Below are 22,136 nucleotides of genomic sequence, written 5' to 3' on the forward strand. Positions count from 1 at the left end.
CTTTCAAGTGCCCCCCCCGGACTCTCCGTGGGGGCTTTCTTTTCCCCATCCGTGGCACTGGCAACGCGCAATGGCATCTGCCTTGCAGCAAAGCGGAGTTTGTCTTTGATTTTTTTTAGTTTTTTAATGCTATTTTTGAAAATCTTTCAAGTGTTATTTAAGTTTGTTTATTAATTCTTCAATTTCTTTTTCAGTCTCTTTTGATGGAAAGAGAAATGTGGCTAGTTTTGGGCGAATTGCTATTGAAAAGATAATAATTCCAATGCATTTAAAAATGTCGGCGGATAAAAAATAAATCCAGTTAAGATTCTTATGGAATAAACTTTCAAAAAAATAATAAATGACAAATCCTATAAGGCATCCAAAAAGTATTCTAAAAAATATTTTAGGTGAAAACTTTTCTTCTATTATAGATGGAGATCCAGCGATGAGTCCAGAAATAAATGTGCTTGCGAATATTGCTGTGAAATTTCCTATTTGTTCTAAAGAAAATCCGCTGAGAATAAATTGCGCGATTATAAAAATCCCTGCGCTGCCTGCACCTTGAATTCCTCCTAAAATGCATCCAGAAAGAACTGCCGCCGCAATTTGAATGTTCAGTTCTAGAAAAAATCCACAGATAAAAATAATTGAAGCAAAGAAAACTGTTGTGCATCCGCGTATAATTTTTAACCTTGTAGTGGTTTTCATTTTAATTTCCTTATGATCTTTTTAAGAAATTTTCTTATTATTCTTCTGTTCACAAAAATGCTATCTTTTAATATGCAAAAAATTATGCACAAAAATACTGCGAAAATAAAAATGTATGCAAACCAGTCGCCCATAACTGAAAAAAATGTAATTTTTCTTTTGTAAATCGGAACGGAAATTCCCATGGAATCTTCTTTAAATAAAGGCAGTTCGTATAAAATTTTTCCTGTGGGGGCAACTGCTACGGAATATCCTGAATTTGCACAGCGAAGAAGAGTTGTCCTGTATTCGATTGCAAGATAGCTTGAAGCTATAAAGTGCTGCATTTCCGCGGAATTTGTTTTGCTCCAGGAATCGTTTGTGATGTTTATAAAAATTTCACTTCCGAGCTTGAAAAGATTTGTGCAAACTGAAGGAAATGAATCTTCAAAGCAAATTGGAGTGGAAAATTTCAAGAATGAAATTGGATTTTCCTGATTGTTTTCTGAAAATTTTATTCTTTCCTTTTGAATTGAATTTCCGTTTTTATCAAGCTTTATTTCTGCAAATTTTTCTCTTTTGAAATCTAGCGGCGTTTCAAATTCTTGGTTTCCCTTTAGCGGAATTTTGAACAGTGCATACTGAAATCCTGGTACTAGGCTTGAATAAAATCCGACAACATCTTTCATGAAAAAATTCATGACTGGATTTTCTGCATAAGGAATCCGCTCTGCAAATGGAACGAGTTGAATTTTGCTGTAGAATCCTGAAAAAATTCCGTTTTTGTCAAAAAGAATCGCGCTGTTTGTTCTTCTTCTTTTTTTTCGGTCTAAGGAAACTCCGCCGCCGATTAAAAATGGAGTTTGCGTACTAGCTATAAATTCCTTTAGGCTTTCATCTTCCGGAAAATGCGAATAATAATTTGCAGCTTTTGGAAAATTTTTTGAAAGAACGCCTTCACTCCAAATTACAAGATCAGTTTCTTTTCCTTGCTCAGAAAGCTGTCTGATTCCTTTTTTTGTAAGTTTCTTTGAAATTTCAATTGATTTTTTGTCTCCGCCTTCCCACGGATCTATATTTTGCTGAACAATTACTGCGTTTAAAAGTTTTTCAGGCCAGCGCGGAGTTAAAATTTGAATTACGCCATAAATTCCGCAGAGCGCAAAAACTGCTGCTGTAAATTTTGCGGCTTGGGCAAGCTGTTTGTTCACATTTTTAGCTTGTGTTTTATCTAAGAAATTTTCGCATCTCATTATTACTTCCGCGGCAAGTGAAGAGAAAAGCGCGTATAAAAATGTTATTCCCCAAACACCAGTTATGTCTGCAATTTGCGTAAAGATTTTCCAGCTGTAAGCCGCCATGAAAAGCGTTCCCCATGGATAGCCGAGCGCTCCAGTTGATTTTATGTATTCATATAAAATCCAGCAGGCGCAAAACCATAAAATCCTCTTGAAAATTTGATACGGGCAAAGGCCGGATTGTTCCTGAAGTTTTTTTGTTTTTGAAATTTTGCTTGGAAAAACGTGCATTATAATTCCGCAAAATCCGCCTTGAAATGCAGTTCCCAATGCGCTTGCTCCGAGCGTGAATGCTGCAAATCCATGGAAATTCGCTAGCCAATAGCTTGAAAGCAAATGCACCGTAAGTGTTTGTATAAAAAAAAGAAAGAAAGTTTGTTTGTATGATTTTGATTTATAGACTGCAATGTACAAGGGCGAAAGACAGAAAAGCGCGGTAAAAGGAGAACCAAACGGAAGAATTTCATTTGAAATAGAAATAGATTCAGTTGCTCCAGAAAAGATTGCACAAAAAACTTGTAAAAACAGCTGATTCATTGTATTATTTTAATGTCATATATAGAAAAAATCAACACGAACGGGAAGGGAATCATGGAAAAAGTCAGAGAAGCGCACCGCAAAGAATATGGAGTGGAGCCGGAAGTTGTAGCGGTTGCTCCGGGCAGATTCCATTTGGCTGGAGAACATACTTGGTTCTTCAAAGATAAAACTTTGTCTATGGCGGTAAATCTTCCTGTTTATGTTTCGGCATCTTTGAGAAACGATTCTTCATTTAAATTTTATTTTGTTCAGCTTGAAGATGAAAAGCATACGAATCTTTCTTCGCTGAAATTAAAAAAAGAAGATAAATGGGCAAATTCAATAAAATCTATTTTGTACGGATTTTCTAGCGGCGGATTTGAATTAAAGGGAATCGACTTTACTATTTATTCTGAAATTCTTCCTTCTGCCGGATTTGGAATAACAACCGCTGTAAAAGTTGCCGCTTGCTGGGCTATAAGGGAACTTTGCGGCTTAAAATGCAACCAGGACCAGATTCTTCAGGTTATAGAAAGAGCGAATAAAAATTTTCTTGGAACGGCAAATCATTCTGCTGACAGTTTTGCTGCGATTTTTTCAAAGGAAAATAATTTGGTTCTGACCGATTACGCAAAAAAATCCTGCGAGCTAGTTCCTTTCAATTTTAAAGGAAAAACAGTTTTGCTGACTGATGCTCTTGTGCCTAGAATCGTAACTTGGAATGAAGACAGTCTTATGCAGCCGGAGAATGTTTTGCTTTTAGGCGAACTTAAAGAAAGAAAGGCAAATGTTTTGGGCGGCTGGCAGTACGAGGAAGACAAAGCTGAAGTCAACGAAGTTCTAAGCGTTGTTTCAGAAGATACAAAACGCAGGCTTTTATGCGTAATGAATGAGCATAAATGTGTTCTTGACTGTGTTAATGCTATTCAAAAAGACGATTTTGCTTCTTTTGCGCGCTCTGTTAACCGAAGCCATCAGAATATGCGTGATTACGATATTTCTTGCCCTGAAATTGACTGGATTTTAAAAAGAGTCCATGAACTTGATGAAAATCCAGATGACTTAAGAAATCCTGTAAACTGCGGCCGAATAACAGGAAAAGGTTTTGGTCGCGGAATTTATACAATTTTAAGGGACAGCGATGTTGAAAAATACAAGGAAAAACTAGAAGAATACGAAAAAATATTCGGCTTTTCTCCAAAATGCTATTCTGTAAAGCCTGCGAATGGAGTCCGCCTTATATGAATATTTTGCTTACTAATGATGATGGAATTAATGCTGAAGGAATTCGACTTCTTGCTGCGGCTTTTTCAAAAAAACACAATGTTTTTATAGTTGCTCCTAAATTCAACAAGTCTGGCGCTTCGAGTCAAATGAACGTTGCTGTTCCGCTGGAGCTTAAAAAGGTGGACAAAGAAAACTGCTGCCTTTCTTATTATTTGGAAGGCTCTCCTGTGGATTGCGTGCTTTCTGCGTTAAAAGGAGAATATATTTCAGAAAAAATCGATGTAATTGTTTCTGGCATAAATGACGGACCGAATATTGGAACTGATATTGTTTATTCTGGAACTTGTGGTGCTGCTCGCCAGGCTTGTATTTCTGGAATTCCGGGAATTGCCCTTAGCATTGATTCAGCCTCAAAAGACGAATCCGACAAAAGCGGCTCTTTGTACTTTGAAAATCTTGCTGACTTTGCCTGTAAAAATCTTGATAAGCTTATTTCTCTTTGCGGAAATCTTACAATTTTAGATTCTATGCATAAATATTATAGAAATTTTGTCAACGTGAATGCGCCTGCAATGAAAAGCTACAAGGGCGCAAAGCTTACAGTTCCTTGCATAAGACGTTACTGGGAAACATTGGAGATTTCTGAATGTGAAAATGGATGCATGACTTCTAAGTGTGGAGGAGATGCCTGTGTCCATTCTTATGGTAATGATTTTGCGGATTTTAAGGCCTGCGAAAAAGGTTTTATTTCAGTCAGTGTTATTGAAACCGAGCCTAGCTATGCTGATATATCTTCTATAAAATGCGATTTTAATTTGTAAAAGGCGGAAAAATGGCAGAAGAAAACTATATGAAAGAAGGAATCTCTTTATATACAAAAGGAAATTATCCTGCTGCTTTGACATATTTTCTTTCACTTCCAGATGATTGCGGAGTGGATTCTGTGGAGCTTGCTTATTATTTAGGACTTTGCTATTCAAAGCTAAAGCGTTACGATGATGCTTTGCTTTACCTCGAGCAGGTAGTTACAGCTTCTTATGATAAGGACAGCACTTCGAACAAGGACAGAGTTTTACAGTGCCGCTATCTTTTGGCTGTTATTTATTGTCTTAGCGGAAGAAAAAAACTTGCTGATTTTGAATTGAATAAACTTTTAGACACTGGATATAAGCCGGCTTCAGTTTATGCTTCTCTTGCTTATGTTGCGTGGGAACAGGGAAAAATTGACTTAAGCCTTAGCTATTATGAAAAAGCCCTTGAAGATGACAGCGAAAATCCTACTGCGTTAAACGGAATGGGCTATGTTCTTGCTTGCGAAGGTGAAGATTTGGCAAAAGCGCTAAGTTGTTGCAAAAAAGCACTAGATATTTTGCCGGAAAGCGCAGCTTGCCTTGATAGCCTTGGCTGGGTTTATTATAAAATGGGACTTTATTCAGAGTCTAAAAAGTTTTTAAAGCGCGCTATGAAAGCCGACAGTTCAAACCCTATAATAATGGAGCACCTTCAGGAAGTTCAGAAGGCGGAAGAATAATGAAAAAAATATTTTTTGTTTTTATAGCTTTTATATTTTCAGCCTTTGCGCAGACAAATCTGCAAGATACGGCTAGCGCTGGGAATTTACGGTCTGCGAATTCTGGGTTTGCGGAAGAAGAATTCCGGCGTGGAGTTCAAAGCTATTACAGAGGCTCTTTTAATGAAAGCATTCTTGAATTTGAAAAGGCTCTTTCATATTTGCCTGGCGAGCCTTTGGTTCTTGACTGGCTTGGAAAAGCGTATTACCGTGCGGGAATAGAAGGAGCTGCGCTACAGCAATGGAATTATGCCAAGGAAGCTGGTTATGGCGGACTTCTTCTTCAGAATAGAATTGAAATTGTAAGCGACCGGCGTGTTACAGACTATGACTATGGATTTACCCAGCGTTTTACGGAATCAGGCTCTTATCCTAATGTGAATGGAAATAATCTCATTTACAGTCAGCCAGTTTCTTCTCTTTCAAATCACGATGGAAGCATTTGGGTTGTTTCCTACGGCACGAATGAGCTGCTTCAATTTGATGTGAACGGAACTGTGGTAAAAAGAAATAGAGGACCGATAAATGGATTTGACCGTCCAATGGATGTTATCCGCTTAAAAAATGGAAATTTGGCAGTTTCAGAGAGCGCAGGAGACAGAATTTCAATTCTTTCGGAAAATGGTTCATTTATAAAATACTTTGGTTCGCGAGGAAGAGGACAAGGACAGTTTGTGGGACCTCAGTATCTTGCAGAAGACGACTTTGGGAACGTTTATGCCACGGATTTTGGAAACGCACGAGTTGTTGTTTTTGATGCAGACGGAAACGGACTTTTGCATTTCGGTGAAAAAACAGAAGGCTTTGACGGTTTCAAGTCTCCAACTGGAATTGCGGTTTGTGGCGGAAGAATTTTTGTTGCAGACAGCGTGAAAGGCGGAATCTACGAATTTGACAAGGCTGGAAATTTCCTTGGAGTTCTTGTAAATGACGGAACTTTTTTGCGTCCTGAAAGTTTAAAGCAGTGGGGCAGCGATTATCTTTTGCTTACAGATAGAAACAAAGTTTATGCTGTTGAGCTTTCTTCCGGGGCTGTTTTTGAAAATGCCATTACAGGAAAAGGAAAAAGCCTGATTACAAGTGCGGTTTCGGATCGGAACGGAAATATAATTGTAACTGACTTTAAGGCAAATGAAATTTATGTAATGTCAAAAATGACAGAACTTGTGGGCGGTTTTTTTGTTCAGTTTGAGCGTGTGATTTCTGATAATTTCCCGGAAGTTATTGTTGAAGTCCGCGTGGAAAATAGAAAACGCCAGCCTGTTGTTGGATTAAAGCAGCAAAATTTCCTTATAACAGAAGGAAAAAGACCAGTTGAAAATTTTGTGCTTTTGGGCGAGGCGAATAACAATGACTTTGCTGACATTACAATTCTCATTGACCGTTCAATTTCAATGAAAAAATACGAAGAGCAGCTTTCTGGCGCGGTCAGGGAACTTGCAGCTTCAATGGACGCAAATGGACAAGTGTCGATTGTTTCAGCAGGAAAAGTTCCTGTTACAGAATTTTCAGGAAGTCCGTCTCAGCTTTCAGATTTTTCAGCAAAGGCTTTAAAAAACTCTTACACTGAAAATCCTGCGCTGGATCTTGCTGTGAGGCTTTCTGCAAACGGACTTGTCAATGCTGAAAAAAAACGCGGCATAATTTATCTTTCTGCTGGAGATTCAAAAAATACATTTACACAGTATGCTCTTTCAGATTTAACAGCTTATCTTAACAACAATGCAATTTCTTTTAGCACAGTTCTTTTGTCCCAAGCTTCGCCGTCAGAAGAAATTTCTTACATAACAGGAAACACAAATGGAACTTCTTACTATATATATCGTCCGGAAGGCTTGGAAACGGTGATAAAAGATATTGTTGATATTCCTTCTGGTTTGTATCAGTTTAAGTATACATCTTCTTTTGCGACTGAATATGGAAGAAAATATTTGCCTGTAGAAATTGAAACTTATCTTCTTAATCGTTCAGGCCGCGACGAAACAGGCTATTTTGCTCCGCTTCAGTAGATAAAAGACGCGCTTTTCTGACTTTAAGGGAAGGATTTTTTCTTTCCATTTCAAAAAGGGCTTTTTCTAGTTTTGCTTTTTTTGAGTTCCCAAAGTCGAATAGTTCTGCTTGCGTTGGTTTTTCGCTGTTTTCTATTCCGGAAAGTCCAACGCCCAAAAGCCTGATTCCTTTTCCTTTTTCATATTTTCTGTTGAAAATTCTTAAGCAGCGTTCAAGCAAATCATCTGCATTTAAAACTGGAATTTCTGAAGATTCTTGCGCAGTTATGGTTTTAAAGTCTTCGTATCTTATTCGGATATTTACGGTTTTTGCCTTGACATTTTCGGTGCGCATTCTCCAGATTAATTGCGCAGAAAGCTCCATAAATGCAGTTTCGATTGCATATTCGTTTGCCACATCGAATTCAAAAGTCCGCTCTACGCTTATTGAATGGCTCTTTGCTTCTTCGCCGAATGTGATTTCTTTTCCGCCGCGGACTGCATCATATAAAAATGTGCCCATTCCGTTTCCGAATACAGTAGTCAGCAAAGAAATTGACTTTCCATGAATATCTGCCGGTGAAAATATTCCCGCATTTTTTAGCCGTTCCCTTGTTTTTTTTCCTATGCCCCATATTTTTTCTATAGGAAGTGAAAGAATGAATTTTTCTTCTTCTCCTTTTTTTATGAATGTAATTCCGTCCGGCTTTTTATATCCAGATGCGATTTTTGCAACGTACATTGTGCTTGCAATTCCGACGCTTACTGTAAGCCCTGTTTGCTCTTTTACTTTTGCCTTTATTTTTTTTGCAATTTCCAGTGGCGGACCAAAAAGCTTTTCAGTTCCTGTAAGATCAATAAAAGCTTCGTCAATTGACATCTGGATTACTGACGGCGAAAATTCCTTGAAAATGCCCATTATTTTATGCGAAACTTCTGCATAACGTTTGTGGTTTCCGCGCAAAAAAATTGCGTTCGGGCAAAGTTCAACTGCTTTCGTTAAAGGAAGAGCAGAATGTACGCCGTATTTTCTAGCTTCATAAGATGCCGTTGAAACTACAGCCCTTCTGTCTCCTGGAATTCCGCCTACAATCACAGGCTTCCCCTTGTATTCAGGATGGTCGTGCTGTTCAACCGAAGCGAAAAAAGCATCAAGGTCAACATGAAGAAAAACTTTTTCAAATTCCATTTGCATTTTTTCCTTCATTTTTGATTTTTTCAGTAAAATGGATAATTTTTCCATTTAAGTCCATTATAAAAAGCTCAATTTGCGCTTCTAGCTGAAGTTCATTTTCTGACATAAATAAAATTTTCAGCTCATTTTCCGGGGCATCGGGAATTTCAATAGAAACTTTATTTTCTGAAATGAAATTGTAGTCAAAGTTGCATTCGTAAAACGGAAATCCTTCTTTTGATTCAAAAGTTGCAAAGCATCTTAGTATTTTGAATTCATTTTCTGGAACAATTTGCAGCTTGTTTTCAAAAATATCGAATTTTGCTTTTTTTGACCAAAGGAATTTTGCCGGATGAATTTCTGCATTTTCTATGATTTGCATCTGCTTTTTTTGTGGGGCTGAAAAATTTCCCTGCACAAATTTTGCGGCTGCAAAAAATACTGCGCATATAATTCCAGCTCCTGCAATCGAAACAAAAATTCCTTGTAAAAATAAAACTTTTTTGCTTGACTTGAATTCTTTTATGTGCGAAACCAAAATCAGTTTTATCCACTGAAAAATAAAAGGCAAAATGGCAAATGAAAAAATCAGGTTTTCAAAGAAAGTTGTGTCGGTAAGGTTTGAAATTTTTCTTTGGTCAATGTCAACAAAGACCGACGCTGCAATCCAAAGCAATGGAATTGTCATCAGAAAAATGCACGGAATGCTAAAAAAAAGAGACCGTCGCTTTCTAAAAAGAAAAACAATCAGATATTCAATGATAAATATGAACATTAAAGACAAATCCAACGCTGAAAAAATAAAGACATTCAGTGCGCTCAAAATAATTCCATGGAATCTGTTTGCAGAAAGTGAAATTCTAAAGTTGAACAAAATTTGCACAAAAACCAGCAAAAACATTGCAAGCACTGTAGGAAAAATTTTCAGTCCAAAGTAAAGAACTCCGTTTTCTGCTGTGAAAAAAAACACTTTCTGGAACAAAGTTAAAAATGCTGCTGTTATAATTATATATGCTGGAATTAAAAACCAGGTTCTTGACATATCTTTTAGAATCGCTTCGTTTTTTCCTGTGTATGTAAACGAGTAAAAGCATATAAAAAAAAGTACTGAAATTGTAAAAAAAAGATATATTGTAGTCAGCTGCGCTTCATTAAGCCAAAGTCCGTAAATTCCAAATGGAATAAAATTGTAATGCTTGTTCCAGGTTTGGCTTCTTGCGGAAATAAGATTGTCCTGAATATCAGAAAGTATGTTTGCGTCCTTTTGCGTGTGTCCTAGCGGAATTTCTGCGGCAGGAATATCGTTTTTTAGGAAAGCGGAAATCCGTCTGTTGTTTTTGTAGTACTGCGGCTTATATATGTACAGCATGGAAGTTTTTACTCCCATTGGCTTTTGGTTTTTAAGGCAAGACTTTTTGAGCGCCTGTACAATCCATTGCGGCGAAATTGTTCCTGCTCCTTCTGTAAAAATAAAAGGCGGCGCGTTTTTTTCATTTCGGATTAAAATTGCACAGGATGATTCTGACGAAAAAATGTTTTTTGCCAATTCTTCCGTTGCTGTTTTTGCAGCTTGAACTGAAGGCAATGGAAATGATTCATTGTCAGCAGTAAATGAAATTAAACAGTTATATGGAAGTTTTTTTTTGTAAGTTGAATTTATAAAGTCTGCAATAAACTCTTTTTTTTCTAAAAAGAATTCTTGGCTAAAGACAAAAAATACATCATAAATTCCGCTTTTGTTTGTATCATCTTCTTTGTTGCTTTTATCAGCAGGAATTTCTATGAGAATATTTTTTGGAAAATTTCCGGCGTTTGGCGGAGCAATGTCTTGGATTTCAAATGAAATTTTACTTTTTGTTAAAAAATCTTCTATTTCTTTTGTTGTGTAAATATTTAAGTTTGATTCAATGTTTTCTTGCGAAAAAAGATTCTGCGTAAAGATTGCTGCAAAAAAAAAGAGAAAACACATTGTTTTCAGCAGAAATTTTTTTCCCATAAACAAAGTTTACTTGAATTTTTCATTTTCTACAATATAATACATATAATATGTTTGCAAGTTAGGCGGCAATGTTGTATACTGTAAGCATTGTTAAAGTCATGTAAAGCAAAGGAGCTTTATCAAACGCATGTGTGCTGAAAAGAAAAAATTTATTTTGGATTTGCCTCTGAAAATTATTCTTACAGAAGAAGGCACATCTCATTTTTTAAGTCATAAAAAACAGCTTTTGAATCTGAAACTCGCAGATAACCGTTCGGCTCATGGCGTGAGCATGACATCTTTTTCACCTGGCTCTCTGCAGGACATGATTCTTTTGGGCTATATTTCCAAGATGGAAATTTCCATGCCGGAATTCGTTTCCCACCGCCAAGATGTTATGGATTTGTCCAAGCTGATTGTTTTTTCGATTTTGTATAAGCAGTTTGACAGCGAAATTTATGCGGCGATTATAAAATGTGAATGTATAAGACATCATAACAGGCAGAATCCTTCATCTCTTATTGATGAAAAAACTGTAATTCCGGAAAAACAACTTAGAATGACTCTTGCAATGAAAGATTCTACGATTCAGGCTGCAAAAAAGACAATTCTTGATCCAGTTTGGAAAAGCATAATGTCCAATTCTGAATACAGTCCGGAAGAAAAAAACGTCTATCTTCTTATGACTGAAAAGTTTTTGAACAGGCTCACTTTGATGAACTGGTACATAATTGTGAAATTTTATAAAACTGACGGTTTTAATGAAATTCTTTCAATTTTGCGCCAGCAGCTCGCTTCGTACATGACAAAATCAAAAGTTGCAGAATATATTTCGGTAATGGTCATGGAACTTGCCTTGAACAGCGAAAACAACAATGTAAAAAAGGCTGCAAAATATCTTTATCAGGGAATTGATAATTCGGATACGCTTATATTTGACCCGAAAATCCGCTCGGAAATTGTAAAAGAGCTTCAGCGTAAGCATGAGCTTGTTTTTCTTTCCTGGACTTTGGGCGGCGGTTCTATGTCAATTGGAAAGCAGGGACTTTTGCAAATCACATTGTACAATAAAGACGATGAATTTCAGGAAGTAAAAGAAAACATCGAAAGCAAAATGTCTGCGAATCTTAACAAAAAATCGCTGATTGACTTTTACCGCCAGATGCCGGATGGACAGGAAGGAACAGATTTGGGACTTTACTATTTGTCTTATCTGGAAGATGCCTGTAAAAAAGTCAATATTAAATTTGAATCAATTGTAAATCAGTCTTCATCCAGCGACCTTACCGTTATAAACTTGAAATTCAATTTTTAAGTTATGCGGAAAACTGCCCTGTTTGTTTTTATTTTTTCAGTTCTCTTTTTTTCGTGCTCACAAGACAGCGCGCAAGTTGCTTCTGCGGAATCTTCTGTGATTTTTGATTATAGTGAAAATCCACCTGATATGCGACTTTCTGTTTTTGTAAATTCTGAAAGCGATGTCAGGCTTGCTTCAAAAATTAAAATTGTGAATAAAGACTCAGGGCTTGAATGGAACTGCGATGAGCTTGTAAAATTTGAAGATAAAAACAAAAATTCCTGGGCTGGCTGTGCGAATATAGTTGCTGCTTTTGGAATGAAAATTCCTGCTGGAGAATATGTTTTAACCTACTTTGACATGGCGGGAGATGAAGAGAAAATTTCATTTTCAGTCGATTATCCTGAAAATATTTTAACTTTGACGAATAAAGATTTTCCAAACGGATTCGATAATTCAGAAAAAAAAATTGCCGTTTACACAAAAGACGGAGTTTTGCTTTATTATGGAAAGGAGAACAAAGAATGGGAAAACAGAAATTCCATTCTTGATGACTACAAAGATGCGGGATTTATCAGAACATGCTATACTTTAAAAAACGATTCTGTAATTTGCCTTATGCCTCCAGAAAGTTTGGAGCAGCAATATAACAATAACAGCGAGGAAACTGATGCCTAGTAACGACGCCGATGGGAATATTCCCACTGACAATTTAGAAGACCACAGTATTTTTAGACGCCCGGTTAGAACTTATGTGATTCGTGCTGGACGCATGACCGAAAATGAAAAGCGCAGCTATGAAGAGCTTCACCACGTTTGGTGTATTCCGTTTGAGCATAGAACGCTTAATTTTACAGATATTTTTAACAACACAAATCCAGTTACAATGGAAATCGGATTTGGAATGGGACACGCTACAGCTCAGATTGCGCAGGATAATCCGAACATGAATTATATAGGAAGTGAAGTTCATGTTCCTGGAGTTGGCCGTCTTCTTGGGGAAATAAAAAAACGGCAGCTGAAAAATCTTTATTTGATTGAATATGACGCGCTTGAAATCCTTGAAACTATGATTCCTGGCAATTCTCTTGCAGGCTTTCATATTTTCTTTCCAGACCCTTGGCCAAAGAAAAAACACCATAAACGCCGTTTGCTTCAACGTCCTCGCACGGATCTGCTTGTTTCAAAATTATCTCCCGGCGGATATATTTATTTTGCAACTGACTGGGAAGAATATGCTGTAAGCGCGCTTGAAGAGCTTTCATGTACAGAAGGCATTCATAATAAATACGAAAAATTTGCGCCTCATCAGGAATGGAGGCCAAGAACAAAATTTGAGCAGAAAGGGCTTGATGCCGGTCGTGAAATTTTCGAGCTTGTTTTTGTAAAAGATGAGGAATAGCCCGATGGAGCTTTTTGATGTTGAGGAATGTAAAAAGTCAAATGATGAAGCCTTAAAAAAATCCTCTGTAAAAAGAATTTCTGAGCTTGAAAAACTTATAGAAAAGTACCAGGCTTCGTATTATAACGGCGAGGCTGAAATCTCTGATGCGGAATTTGACAAGCTTTGGGACGAACTAAAATTGCTGGACAGCGCAAATCCTATTCTTCATAAAGTTGGCGCAGATTCCGGGAATTTTCAAAAAGCTCCTCACGTAATGCCAATGGGCAGCCAGGAAAAAGCCGCATCTCCAGAGGAATTTCTTGACTGGGCAAAAAAACACGACTATTCAGAATATCTTGTTGAATACAAGCTTGACGGCGCCTCCCTTGAGCTTCAGTATGCGGACGGAATTTTTTTGCGTGCCGTTACAAGAGGAGACGGAGCTGTAGGAGATGTGATTACAGCGAATGCAAAAAAAATGCAGGGCGTTGTTCAGACGTTAAAGGAAAAGTTTACAGGCGGAATCCGAGGAGAAGTCATAATGACTCATCAGGTTCACGAAAAATTTTTTTCTGACAAAGCTAACTGCCGCAATGCCGCGAATGGACTTATGAAACGCAAAGACGGCGAAGGCAGCGAAAATCTTACATTGATAACTTACGATGTCTGGGCTTCCGAAGGAAAGCAGCCGTTTACTGATGAAGAAGGAAAACTTGATTTTTTGCAAAGAAACGGATTCAATGTTGTTCCTCTTAAAATTTGCAAAAATGCTCAGGAAGTTATAGATTACCGTTCTTCTGTAATGGAGCTTAGAAAAAAACTTGACTATGACATTGACGGACTTGTTGTAAAAGAGCGGGCTGTGAATCACGAAGATGCCTTGCGCGACAGACCTGATCGCCAGATTGCTTTTAAATTTAGCCTTGAAGAAGCAGTTTCCGTTATAAGGAACATTGAATGGAATGAAACTGGCGCAACTTATACTCCAGTCGCAGTTTTTGATCCTGTTGACTTGAACGGAACGACTGTAAAAAGAGCTAGCCTTGTAAATCCGAACCTTATACGCGCATTGAATGTAAAAATCGGAAGCCATGTTGTTGTTGTAAAGCGCGGAGAAATAATTCCAAAAATTGTTAGCGTGCTTCCAGAGCAAGAAAATCTTCCTCCTGTAAAGATTCCTGAAAAATGCGCTTGCTGCGGAACTGCTCTAATTGATGAAGGCACAAGGCTTTTTTGTCCAAATAAAAACTGTGAAAAACGGATTCTCCATCAGCTTTTAAAATGGATAAATGTCATTGACATTCGCGACTTAGGCGAAACTTTAATCACCAGTCTTTTTAAAACAAAAAAGGTCCGCTCAATTTCGGATTTATATTCTTTGACTGCCAGTGATTTAGTTCCGTACTTTTTGAATTCGGAAAGCATGGAAAAAGAAAAAAGGTCTCTTGGCGCGGAAAAAGTTTTTGCTTCGATTCAGTCAAGAAGAAAAATTTCACTTGCAAAATTTATTGCGGGATTTGACATTGAAGGAATAGGCGAAACTGTTGTTGAAACTTTGATTGCAGGCGGCTTCAATACTTTGCAGAAAATTTTCGATGCGAAAGAAGAAGAAATTGCCGGCGTCTATCGTTTTGCAGAAACTTTGGCGCATACTCTTGTTGAAGGAATTCAAGAAAACCATGAAGAAATGCAAAGCCTTGTTTCAAGCGGAACTATTTCTGTTGTTGAAGGAACTGCGCAGGGAAAACTTGCAGGCAAGTCGTTCTGCTTTACAGGCGAGCTTTTTTCCATGAAGAGGCAAGATGCGCAGAATCTTGTAAAACAAAATGGCGGAGCAGTGAAGTCTTCTGTTGTAAAGGGCTTGAGCTTTCTTGTTACAAACGACACTTCTTCCGGCTCTTCAAAAAATAAAAAGGCAATGGAGCTTGGAATTCCTGTCATAGATGAAAAAGAATTCCTTGCCCTTATTGATATGTCGAATGTCGAGTTTTAATAAAACAGCTAATAAACAATTATTCCTATGCTGACAAGGCTGTCATTGCCGTGCTTGACACGGCAATCTTTTCAACAGATTATCGGGTCAAGCCCGATAATGACATTAAATCATAAAATTTGAAATTGAACCTGATAGATAATAGTTAAAAATTAGTTTTTCCCGGAAAATGCAAAGTCTCCAGTAAAGAAGTCAGGATTTACAGCTTCCATATTCAGCCGCATTTCCCAGTGAAGATGAGGACCTGTCGCAAGCCCTGTTGAGCCGCTAAATCCTATTACTTGCCCGGCCTTTACTGTGTCGCCTTCTTTTACTTTTAACTGGCTCATGTGATAGTAAAGGCTATAAAGTCCAGGCAAATGTTCTATCACAACGCTCAAGCCTGTTGTAACGCGGTTTTCTGCAAGAACAACTTTTCCTTCTGCGCAAGCTGAAACTTCCGAGCCTTCTGGAATTCCAAAGTCGATTCCGTAGTGAAGTCCTGTCGTTGATTTTCCGTTTGTGTATTTGTATTCCCTGCGGTCTGCAAAAAAAGATGTCCGTCTTGTTGAATTTGTCGGAAGCAAAAACGGTGTTGTCTGGTAAACTGCGGAAGGATTTGCAGTTTCAAGAATTCCATTGAGTTTTCTTATTTGCTCCATTCTTTTTAAGCTTGTGTCTGTTTTTATATTTGAATTCGTTTCATCAAGGTCAATCGCTTCTGAAATAAATTCTTTTTTCTCCAGAGTAAAAGGAAGCTCGAATTCCATTTTTTTTGCGCCGTCAGTGCTATAGATAATTTTCAAAAAGCATTTTGTATCTTCCGTCCACCAAGTTGAAAGCGGAATGCCTGCAAGAAACGTCCTAGTGGTTTTTGTATTTTTTGAAACTGTGAAAAAAGCACTTTCCCTGCTTAGCTTTCCTTCCGCAAAAAGCTGCAAGAACGCATTTGCATTTGAAAATTCAACCTTTGAAGACTTTCCCTTTTTTGCCGACTGTGAAAAAGTCATTTTCACAAAAACCGCATCGCCTGGAAATGCCTTATCATTGTATTCCGCAGAAATGCAATAATCATCTCCTGTATAAAAAGCTTCCCTCGCAAAAAGAAAAGCCGACATAAAAATCAACGCCGAAACTAAAATTTTCTTTTTCATTTTTTACTCCCAAAATATTTTTAATTTTTTTACTGAACTGATTTTTCTATTCCTAAAAGCATAAGCTGAAGCGTTTCTGTTCCATTAAAAACATTCCGCTCTATGTTGAAAATTATATCAACCTTGTCTCCCACATTAAAATCCTTGTGAAGCCGCTCGCCTTCGTTCCAAAAGATGCAAGGCCATTTGTTTTTTCCGCAGTCAACGGTAATTTTTAAGTGCTGCTTTTCTGCCTTTCCCATTACAAGCCCGGAAACAATAGGAAGATTTTTTGCTAAGAAAACAAGCTTGGGATTTTCGTTTCCAGTCGGCTCGAATCTGTCTATGATTTTTTTCAAATCTGGTGTCATGTAGGCCGGCGGAAGCTCTGCGTCAATTTGAATCTCGTCAGTTTTGTCAGAAAGATTTATTGTGCCTGAAAGTTCTTTTGTGCGTCTTTTGAATTCCTCGAACTTTTCTTTTTCAAAACTGAATCCGGCCGCAAAGTTGTGCCCGCCGTAACTTACAAACAAATCCTTCAGCTGGTCAAGAAAATCAGTTACGTCATATCCACGGCAGCTTCTCATTGAGCCTACAACAAGATTTCCCACGTAAGTCATCGCCATTGCAGGAACTCCAAGAGAAGAAACCAAACGTCCGGCAAGAATTCCTGAAACTCCTTTGTTTATCTTTTCGTCAATTACAAAGCTTAGTTTTCCGCTGAAGTCGTTCACAGAATTTTTTGCCTTAAGACCAGCAATCGCTTCCGCTTCTTGAGTAAGGGATTTTCTTTTTGTGTTAAGCTCAATTATTTTTTTTGCAAGCTGTTCACGGTACGAATCGTCTTTTGCTGTAAAAAGCTCAATTGCGATTCTAGCCTGACCGAGTCTGCCAGCCGCATTCAAATTTGGAATCAGCGTCCAGCAAATGTCAGTTGAAGTAATGCGCTTTCCCAAAAGCCCTATATTTGACATAAGTTCCTTTAGACCAGGACGGACTTTATTTTCATTTATTGAATTAATTCCGCTACGCACAAAAAGCCTGTTTTCATTTTTCATCGGCATTATATCTGCTAGGGCCGCCAAAGCCACAAGCTGCAAGTCATGCTTTTCTTTTTCTGAATCAGATGGAAAATTTTTCTTTAAATCCTGCTGAACATAAGTTACAAATATATTGTAGAATCCGCCGATTTCCGTGGGAGCGTGGTCGCCGTATTTTGCGATTTTTGACATTTCCTTTATTTTGGAAAGCGGAAGATTTTTTAGGGAAGGGTAAAGCTTTGCGACTTCTGTCCTTATATCTGCAATGTTAAACTGCGCGCTGTTTCCGAATGTTAGGTTTAGAAGCCGTTCAACATTGGCTTTGTCCCAGCAAAGAATTATCTGCCCAGACAAGTACTGCGGAATCTTTGTGTCGTAAATTGATTTTTCGCCCGGAAAAATATGTTCAACAAGCCTTGAAACTGGAACTAAATTTCTAAGCTTTATGCATTCAATTGCAATCTGCCCGTTTTCTTCTTCACGCGCATTGAGCAAAGCCGCATCTGCCTTGTACCATTTGCTCTTGCTGAATCTTAACGCTGAAACAACTTTATACACGACTGCGCAGCCTGAAATTTCTTCAAACGGATAGCCAGAATCTGAAAGTTTTGCATTTAAAATAATCGCAGGATACGGAATGTTTTCCTTTGGATTGTGATGATCCAAAACAATCACATCTATTCCAAGTTCCGCCGCGTATTCGATTTCCGCATTGTTTGAAATTCCGCAGTCAACCGTGATAATAAGCGAGCCGTTCTGCTTTGCAAAATCATCTACAGCCTGAATCGAAAGTCCGTATGCGTCGTCTCCTTCTGGAACTCTGTACTGAACATCAATTCCCAATGAGCAAAGCTCGTCGTAAAGAACAGTTGTCGCCGTTACTCCGTCAACATCCTTGTCGCCGAAAATTAAAACCTTTTCATGCTCTTCCTTTGGACTGTCTTTTTCTGGAACTGCTACAAGAATTCTGTCAACGGCATCTTCCATTGAATTGAATAAAAATGGATTATGCTGAAACCTTAAGTCATCTTCCATAAAATAGAGAATGTCTTTTCCGCTTGTGATTCCGCGCCGTGCAAAAATGCTTGCTGTAAGGCTGTCAAGTGAAAACTTATTTTTTAGCCTTTCAACTTCTTCCTTTGAAATTGTTTTTTTTACCCACTTTGATGATGACACTATTTTATTTCCTTTAAAATCAATTTCTTTTCTTCTGGCTTTTCTTCGCAAAAATCCAATGCCGCTTCAAGCTGCTGCTTTCCGCTTTCAAGGGCATCCGGGCTTTTTCCGTAGACTTCAAGAAGCTTTTCGCCTTTCTTTACAAAGTCGCCCTGCCGTCTGCAAAAAATTATTCCAGAGTCCGCATCCACTTTGTCTGACGACTTGTTTCTGCCCACTCCAAGGTTTATGCACGCAATTCCTGTTTTGTATGCGTCAACAGTTAAAAATCCGTCTTGCTTTGCAAAGAGCTCCGACTTAAAATTCGAGCGGCGTTTTCCCTGTTCGCTTAGAAGCTTGTCTGGATTTCCGCCTTGAGCCTTTACGTTTTCAAGGAACTTTTTTAGTGCCTCTCCGCTTTTTACAGCTTCCTTGCACTTGGACTTTCCTTCTTTTGTGTCCTTTGCTTTTCCGCCGAAGACCGCCATTCTTGAGGCAAGCTCATAAGTCAGCTCCATTACATCCTCAGGACCTTTTCCTTGCAGGCACTCAAGAGTTTCTTCTATTTCAAGATAGTTTCCCACTTTAAAGCCAAGAGGAGAGTCCATTCTGGTTAGAAGCGCGCAGGAGTTTTTCCCCATTGCCTGGGCTGTCTTTACTAGGAACGACGCAAGCTGTTCTGCATCCGCCTCGCTTTTCATAAACGCGCCTTTTCCGCACTTTACGTCAAAAACAAGTGCATCGCTTCCTTCTGCGACCTTTTTTGAAAGAATGCTTGCCGTAATAAGCGGAACACTTTCAACAGTTCCTGTAACGTCGCGCAGGGCGTACATTTTCTTGTCTGCCGGAACAATTTTTTCTGTCTGTCCCATCATGGCAAAGCCTGTTTTTTCTATAATCGAAGCGAACTGCTCCTCGTTAAGATTTACATTGTAACCTTCTATTGATTCAAGCTTGTCCAAAGTTCCGCCTGTATGCCCAAGCCCCCTGCCGCTCATCATGGGAATTTTTACGCCAAGGGACGCCACAATAGGCGCAAGCGGAAGGCTGATTTTGTCTCCCACGCCGCCTGTGGAATGCTTGTCTACAAAAGGTCCTTTAAGGCCCTTGAGCTTTTGAAGGTTGATTGTGTCGCCAGATCTAAGCATGCATTCTGTTAAAATTCCTGTTTCCTCGAATGTCATTCCGCTGAAATAAACAGCCATAAGAAAAGCCGACATTTGGTAGTCAGGAATAGAGCCGTCAACATAGCCGTTTACAAGAAATTCTATTTCATCTCGCGAAAGCTCCTGTCCTTTTTGATTTCCTGTTCCACGCTTTTTAATGATTATGTCCGCCGCACGCATTCTGACCTCCGCTGTTAAGTGTTGTTTTTAATGCCGTTGATATATCTAAACATTTTTGTCATTGGCATGTCTGCATCTTTTAGTCATTGCCGGACTTAATCTGGCAATTTTTTGCTTATAGGGATTCCCCCAATCAAGTTGGGGAATGACATTGAAAACAAGCACGGCAATGACAAAATATTCGAACTAAGAACACATATATTATTATATCCCAAAAAGAAAAAAAAGTCATTTGCTGCCTATTTTCTTTATAGCTTGCATCCCCCTTTATTGCAGTAGCTGAACATTCTTACAAGAGGCTTGCGGCATTCTGCACAACTGCTTGAGCATCTATAAAATTAACTTAAAAATAAAGTGAAATCAAGTTGATTTTAAAACAGAATCAAGTTAAATACAAGATGAAATTAAGTTAAAATCAAAATGAAATTAACTTGATTTCAGAATAAAATTAACTTGATTTTAGATTTCTTTTAACTTAATATTATATTATAATCAATTTAATTTCATAGACATACAAGCAGTGGAGCATGACAGTGCAGGCAGTATGTAAGAATGTGGAGGCACTATGATCAGCATAAAGACAGTAGCTAACAACACTGGGCACGGTAAAACTGGATTCTGCTTTTTAAGCACTTCGGACACTGACGCCGGGCTTGAAGAAATAATCAAGGAAATGGTCAGGTACAATTCCACTCTTACCGAGGCGGACACGCGGGCGGCTCTTTCTGTTTTGGACTGTGTTGTGGAGCGGCTTCTTCATGAAGGATGTAAGGTCAGGCTTCCCTGGGTGGACTTACAGCTTGCGGCTCACGGAACTGCCGAATCCATTTCAGCGAAGTTTCAGAACAATAGAGGCGACAACAGGTTTGTGCTCAAGGCTTTGGTCAACAAGAAATTCGAGGCGAAGGCGGCGGAGAAAGTGTTCTACAAGACAAAGCTTGCCATTGCGGAAATGGATCCTGTGATTTTCCAGGTCTTTTCAATCACTAAAGATGCATCTTATTCAAGTGAGCGCGTTGTAAAGGCTGGAATGTGCTTTAGAATCTACGGAAAGAATCTTGGCTTTGATTTTGAGGATGAAAAACAGGGCGTGTTCCTTGCATTGAAAGGAGACAGGAAAAAGTCTGTCAGAATCACAAGCTTTATAAGGCGCACTCAAAGGACAATCGATGCAATTCTTCCGCAGGAAATGGAAAAAGGTGTCTACACGGTTTCGTTTGTAAAGAAAAACGGCGAAGGCTCGTATCCAATTGCAAACACAACTTGTAATCTGGAAATACTTTGAGTAGACTGAATGACTTGTTGCTTTGTCATTGGTATGTCTGCATTTTTTTGTCGTTGCCGCGCTTGACACTGCGATGTTTGCACAGCAAACTCGGTTGGCAATCTCTACATATATGGATTCCCCGATCAAGTCGGGGAATGACAGCGAAGCTAAAGTATTCCTATTCCGCTTTTTAGGGTTTCCAGCTGCATTCCGCAGGCCTTTTCTATCATGCTGTACAAAAGCCGCTTCATGTTGTAAACGGATTCCGAGGGAACAAGCAGTTTTCTTACTTGTCCGGGCGGAAGCTCGTTTATTGCGGTAAGGTAGGTGAGCGAGTCAAGGTCGATTCTAAAGTTTCCTTGCGCTCTGTTTTCCGGGGCGAAAGAAATGCAGTCTGCGCAGACAAATCCGTTTTGCCTTTCGATGTAAGAGGCATTATGCTCATGGCTTAAAAGTGAAGAGCCGCAGCCGCAGCAGGTTCTTGTTTCAGGCTGAAGTCCTAAAAGTCCAAGGTATCTCCAGACAAAGCGCAGAATTCCAAGCCGGGCTTCGTTTTCGTCCACGCTGTCTATTCCGTCAAGAAAGGCGCACAGAAGCACAAAGGCTTTTTCCGTTTCTCCAGCGCATTTTGTCTTTAGCACAAGCTCGCAGGCAAATGATGCTGCCCAGGACTTTAAAAGGCTTGTCCTGAATGAAAGGTGGCAGTTTTGCGCATCAAAGTCGGTTATTTTTATTGAATTGCGGGATTCATCGCTATATATATAGAGAATTCCTGAATAAAAAGGCTGGACTAGGGATTTTAGGCGGCTTTTGGGACCTCCGTAGAGCATTGCGTTGAAAATTCCGTTTTCCGCAGAAATTACTTTTACAAGCCTGTTGTTTTCCCCGGATTCTTTTAGTGAAAGAATTACAGATTTCATTCTCTTGTTTCGCTCTGCCATGCGCCTATAATATCAGCGCGGAAAATGCTTTGCAATATCACTTGGATTGTGTTTATTTTCAATTTCGAGTTTTGTAAATTTACTGTCATTATCGGGCTTGACCCTGTGACGTTTCTGAAAGAAACTCGGTTGATAATCTATTGAAAATTTCCAACAGATTCCTGACCGAGTTTACTGG

17 protein-coding genes are annotated in these 22,136 nt (G+C 38.7%); 9 read left to right on the top strand and 8 right to left on the bottom strand.

What is annotated here, in order from left to right; all coding sequences use genetic code 11:
• Window positions 1-153: 153 nt before the first annotated feature.
• A complete protein-coding gene (locus B3209_RS10740) occupies window positions 154-690 on the bottom strand; it encodes a hypothetical protein (protein WP_296664281.1) in 537 nt (178 codons plus the stop codon).
• On the bottom strand, window positions 687-2,504 hold the full coding sequence (gene lnt, locus B3209_RS10745) for an apolipoprotein N-acyltransferase (RefSeq protein WP_296664280.1): 1,818 nt from the start codon (window positions 2,502-2,504) through the stop codon (window positions 687-689). Before lnt ends, B3209_RS10740 begins: the two co-directional genes overlap by 4 nt.
• A 54-nt stretch (window positions 2,505-2,558) precedes the next feature.
• On the opposite strand from lnt, the gene B3209_RS10750 reads away from it, so the two are divergent.
• The 4 genes from B3209_RS10750 to B3209_RS10765 are packed head-to-tail and all read left to right on the top strand — an operon-like array spanning window position 2,559 to window position 7,292.
• Window positions 2,559-3,731, top strand: coding sequence for a galactokinase (locus B3209_RS10750; protein ID WP_296664279.1), 1,173 nt, complete (start codon window positions 2,559-2,561; stop codon window positions 3,729-3,731).
• On the top strand, window positions 3,728-4,534 hold the full coding sequence (gene surE / locus B3209_RS10755) for a 5'/3'-nucleotidase SurE (protein WP_296664278.1): 807 nt from the start codon (window positions 3,728-3,730) through the stop codon (window positions 4,532-4,534). The genes B3209_RS10750 and surE overlap by 4 nt, the downstream gene beginning before the upstream one ends.
• Before the next feature lie 11 nt (window positions 4,535-4,545).
• Entirely contained in the window at window positions 4,546-5,244 is a 699-nt protein-coding gene (locus B3209_RS10760) for a tetratricopeptide repeat protein (RefSeq protein ID WP_296664277.1), read from the top strand.
• On the top strand, window positions 5,244-7,292 hold the full coding sequence (locus tag B3209_RS10765; protein WP_296664276.1) for a hypothetical protein: 2,049 nt from the start codon (window positions 5,244-5,246) through the stop codon (window positions 7,290-7,292). The genes B3209_RS10760 and B3209_RS10765 overlap by 1 nt, the downstream gene beginning before the upstream one ends.
• On the opposite strand, the gene dinB is transcribed toward B3209_RS10765, so the two are convergent.
• The gene (dinB, locus tag B3209_RS10770; protein ID WP_296664275.1) at window positions 7,243-8,460 is read right to left on the bottom strand and encodes a DNA polymerase IV; all 1,218 of its coding nucleotides are present in this window, start codon (window positions 8,458-8,460) and stop codon (window positions 7,243-7,245) included. The two genes, B3209_RS10765 and dinB, sit on opposite strands and share 50 nt — an antisense overlap.
• Entirely contained in the window at window positions 8,450-10,441 is a 1,992-nt protein-coding gene (locus B3209_RS10775) for a hypothetical protein (protein ID WP_296664274.1), read from the bottom strand. Before B3209_RS10775 ends, dinB begins: the two co-directional genes overlap by 11 nt.
• A gap of 130 nt (window positions 10,442-10,571) precedes the next feature.
• On the opposite strand from B3209_RS10775, the gene B3209_RS10780 reads away from it, so the two are divergent.
• Genes B3209_RS10780 through ligA form a run of 4 tightly spaced genes read left to right on the top strand, consistent with a single transcriptional unit; the run spans window position 10,572 to window position 15,097 of the window.
• Window positions 10,572-11,738: a hypothetical protein gene (locus tag B3209_RS10780; RefSeq protein WP_295798076.1), complete on the top strand. Its 1,167-nt coding sequence runs from the start codon at window positions 10,572-10,574 to the stop codon at window positions 11,736-11,738.
• Window positions 11,739-11,741: 3 nt separating this feature from the next.
• Window positions 11,742-12,398: a hypothetical protein gene (locus B3209_RS10785; RefSeq protein WP_296664273.1), complete on the top strand. Its 657-nt coding sequence runs from the start codon at window positions 11,742-11,744 to the stop codon at window positions 12,396-12,398.
• The gene (gene trmB / locus B3209_RS10790; RefSeq protein ID WP_296664272.1) at window positions 12,391-13,122 is read left to right on the top strand and encodes a tRNA (guanosine(46)-N7)-methyltransferase TrmB; all 732 of its coding nucleotides are present in this window, start codon (window positions 12,391-12,393) and stop codon (window positions 13,120-13,122) included. The genes B3209_RS10785 and trmB overlap by 8 nt, the downstream gene beginning before the upstream one ends.
• 4 nt (window positions 13,123-13,126) lie before the next feature.
• Window positions 13,127-15,097 (top strand): NAD-dependent DNA ligase LigA, encoded by a 1,971-nt coding sequence (gene ligA / locus B3209_RS10795; protein ID WP_296664271.1) that lies wholly within the window; start codon window positions 13,127-13,129, stop codon window positions 15,095-15,097.
• Window positions 15,098-15,249: 152 nt separating this feature from the next.
• Here the strand turns inward: ligA and B3209_RS10800 are convergent, their stop codons facing one another.
• From B3209_RS10800 to B3209_RS10810, 3 genes are read right to left on the bottom strand one after another with little or no spacing between them, the layout of a single operon-like run.
• Window positions 15,250-16,230, bottom strand: coding sequence for a M23 family metallopeptidase (locus B3209_RS10800; protein WP_296664270.1), 981 nt, complete (start codon window positions 16,228-16,230; stop codon window positions 15,250-15,252).
• Between the two features lie 29 nt (window positions 16,231-16,259).
• Entirely contained in the window at window positions 16,260-18,425 is a 2,166-nt protein-coding gene (gene recJ, locus B3209_RS10805) for a single-stranded-DNA-specific exonuclease RecJ (RefSeq protein WP_296690597.1), read from the bottom strand.
• Window positions 18,425-19,750 (bottom strand): thymidine phosphorylase, encoded by a 1,326-nt coding sequence (locus tag B3209_RS10810; RefSeq protein ID WP_296662566.1) that lies wholly within the window; start codon window positions 19,748-19,750, stop codon window positions 18,425-18,427. Before B3209_RS10810 ends, recJ begins: the two co-directional genes overlap by 1 nt.
• Before the next feature lie 565 nt (window positions 19,751-20,315).
• Here B3209_RS10810 and B3209_RS10815 point away from each other — a divergent pair.
• Entirely contained in the window at window positions 20,316-21,035 is a 720-nt protein-coding gene (locus B3209_RS10815) for a DNA-binding domain-containing protein (protein ID WP_296690599.1), read from the top strand.
• Window positions 21,036-21,184: 149 nt separating this feature from the next.
• Here B3209_RS10815 and recO read toward each other — a convergent pair whose 3' ends face one another.
• Window positions 21,185-21,958 carry a DNA repair protein RecO gene (gene recO / locus B3209_RS10820; RefSeq protein WP_296690601.1) on the bottom strand — a complete coding sequence of 258 codons (774 nt, stop codon included), beginning with the start codon at window positions 21,956-21,958 and terminating at the stop codon, window positions 21,185-21,187.
• Window positions 21,959-22,136 lie beyond the last annotated feature (178 nt).

The organism is Treponema sp. UBA6852 (assembly GCA_002449305.1).
Taxonomy (GTDB): domain Bacteria; phylum Spirochaetota; class Spirochaetia; order Treponematales; family Treponemataceae; genus Treponema_D.

Excerpts from the sequence above, each read along its gene's own strand:
- B3209_RS10740 (WP_296664281.1), bottom strand. The coding sequence starts at position 690 with ATGAAAACCACTACAAGGTTAAAAATTATACGCGGATGCACAACAGTT.
- lnt (WP_296664280.1), bottom strand. The coding sequence starts at position 2,504 with ATGAATCAGCTGTTTTTACAAGTTTTTTGTGCAATCTTTTCTGGAGCA.
- B3209_RS10750 (WP_296664279.1), top strand. The coding sequence starts at position 2,559 with ATGGAAAAAGTCAGAGAAGCGCACCGCAAAGAATATGGAGTGGAGCCG.
- surE (WP_296664278.1), top strand. The coding sequence starts at position 3,728 with ATGAATATTTTGCTTACTAATGATGATGGAATTAATGCTGAAGGAATT.
- B3209_RS10760 (WP_296664277.1), top strand. The coding sequence starts at position 4,546 with ATGGCAGAAGAAAACTATATGAAAGAAGGAATCTCTTTATATACAAAA.
- B3209_RS10765 (WP_296664276.1), top strand. The coding sequence starts at position 5,244 with ATGAAAAAAATATTTTTTGTTTTTATAGCTTTTATATTTTCAGCCTTT.
- dinB (WP_296664275.1), bottom strand. The coding sequence starts at position 8,460 with ATGGAATTTGAAAAAGTTTTTCTTCATGTTGACCTTGATGCTTTTTTC.
- B3209_RS10775 (WP_296664274.1), bottom strand. The coding sequence starts at position 10,441 with ATGGGAAAAAAATTTCTGCTGAAAACAATGTGTTTTCTCTTTTTTTTT.
- B3209_RS10780 (WP_295798076.1), top strand. The coding sequence starts at position 10,572 with ATGTGTGCTGAAAAGAAAAAATTTATTTTGGATTTGCCTCTGAAAATT.
- B3209_RS10785 (WP_296664273.1), top strand. The coding sequence starts at position 11,742 with ATGCGGAAAACTGCCCTGTTTGTTTTTATTTTTTCAGTTCTCTTTTTT.
- trmB (WP_296664272.1), top strand. The coding sequence starts at position 12,391 with ATGCCTAGTAACGACGCCGATGGGAATATTCCCACTGACAATTTAGAA.
- ligA (WP_296664271.1), top strand. The coding sequence starts at position 13,127 with ATGGAGCTTTTTGATGTTGAGGAATGTAAAAAGTCAAATGATGAAGCC.
- B3209_RS10800 (WP_296664270.1), bottom strand. The coding sequence starts at position 16,230 with ATGAAAAAGAAAATTTTAGTTTCGGCGTTGATTTTTATGTCGGCTTTT.
- B3209_RS10810 (WP_296662566.1), bottom strand. The coding sequence starts at position 19,750 with ATGCGTGCGGCGGACATAATCATTAAAAAGCGTGGAACAGGAAATCAA.
- B3209_RS10815 (WP_296690599.1), top strand. The coding sequence starts at position 20,316 with ATGATCAGCATAAAGACAGTAGCTAACAACACTGGGCACGGTAAAACT.
- recO (WP_296690601.1), bottom strand. The coding sequence starts at position 21,958 with ATGGCAGAGCGAAACAAGAGAATGAAATCTGTAATTCTTTCACTAAAA.